This is a genomic window from Pseudomonas sp. AGC41 (genome assembly GCF_057334555.1).
Genome location: NZ_JBHFJB010000067.1, coordinates 4,733 through 5,577 on the forward strand (window position 1 = coordinate 4,733; position 845 = coordinate 5,577).

General features: G+C 62.5%; 1 protein-coding gene. It reads left to right on the plus strand.

Annotation, left to right across the window (positions count from 1 at the left end; translation table 11 throughout):
* The first annotated feature begins 149 nt into the window (after nt 1-149).
* Nucleotides 150-731 carry a DJ-1/PfpI family protein gene (locus ACE04F_RS12615; RefSeq protein WP_486107113.1) on the plus strand — a complete coding sequence of 194 codons (582 nt, stop codon included), beginning with the start codon at nt 150-152 and terminating at the stop codon, nt 729-731.
* Nucleotides 732-845 lie beyond the last annotated feature (114 nt).

The following is an 845-nucleotide window of genomic DNA, read 5'->3' on the forward strand; positions in this document are numbered from 1 at the left end:
CCACCGCGTTGCCTGATTCGCGAGCAGGCTCGCTCCCACAGGTTCATTCGCGATTCCTGAAGGTGCAATCCGTCAGTTAATCTCGGGAGATCGCTGCTGCGGACTACCTTTAATGCGTTTCCCCCACGCATCCCAAAGGAGCCCATGCCATGGCCGCGAAAAAAATCCTCATGCTGGTCGGCGATTACGTCGAAGATTACGAAGTGATGGTGCCGTTCCAGGCCTTGCAGATGATCGGCCACACAGTGCACGCGGTGTGCCCGGACAAAACCGCAGGGCAGACGGTGCGCACCGCGATCCATGATTTCGAAGGCGACCAGACCTACAGCGAGAAGCCTGGACATCTGTTTGCCCTCAACCAGGATTTCGCCAGCGTCCAGGTCAGCGACTATGACGCACTGCTGGTGCCGGGCGGTCGTGCGCCGGAGTACCTGCGCCTGAATGAAAGCGTCCTGCAACTGGTGCGCGATTTCGACCTGGCGGGCAAGCCGATCGCCGCGGTGTGCCACGGTGCGCAATTGCTTGCGGCAGCAGGCATCCTGGAAGGGCGCGAATGCAGTGCCTATCCGGCATGTGCTCCGGAAGTGCGCCTGGCCGGCGGGACGTTCATCGATATTCCAGTGACCGAAGCCCATGTCCAAGGCAACCTGGCCACCGCACCGGCGTGGCCCGCCCATCCGAACTGGCTGGCGGGGTTCCTGACGCTGCTGGGCACGGCCATTACCTTGTAGAAGCCAGGGCTACGCGCCGCGCTCGTCCGATGGAGTGAGCTCTTGTGGCGAGGGAGCTTGCTCCCGCTGGAGCGCGAAGCGGTCCCATCGCGTAAATGGCGACCGCTTCGCAGT

What these genes read in the sequence shown, in the direction of transcription:
- ACE04F_RS12615 (WP_486107113.1), top strand. Translation starts at nt 150, where the DNA reads ATGGCCGCGAAAAAAATCCTCATGCTGGTCGGCGATTACGTCGAAGAT.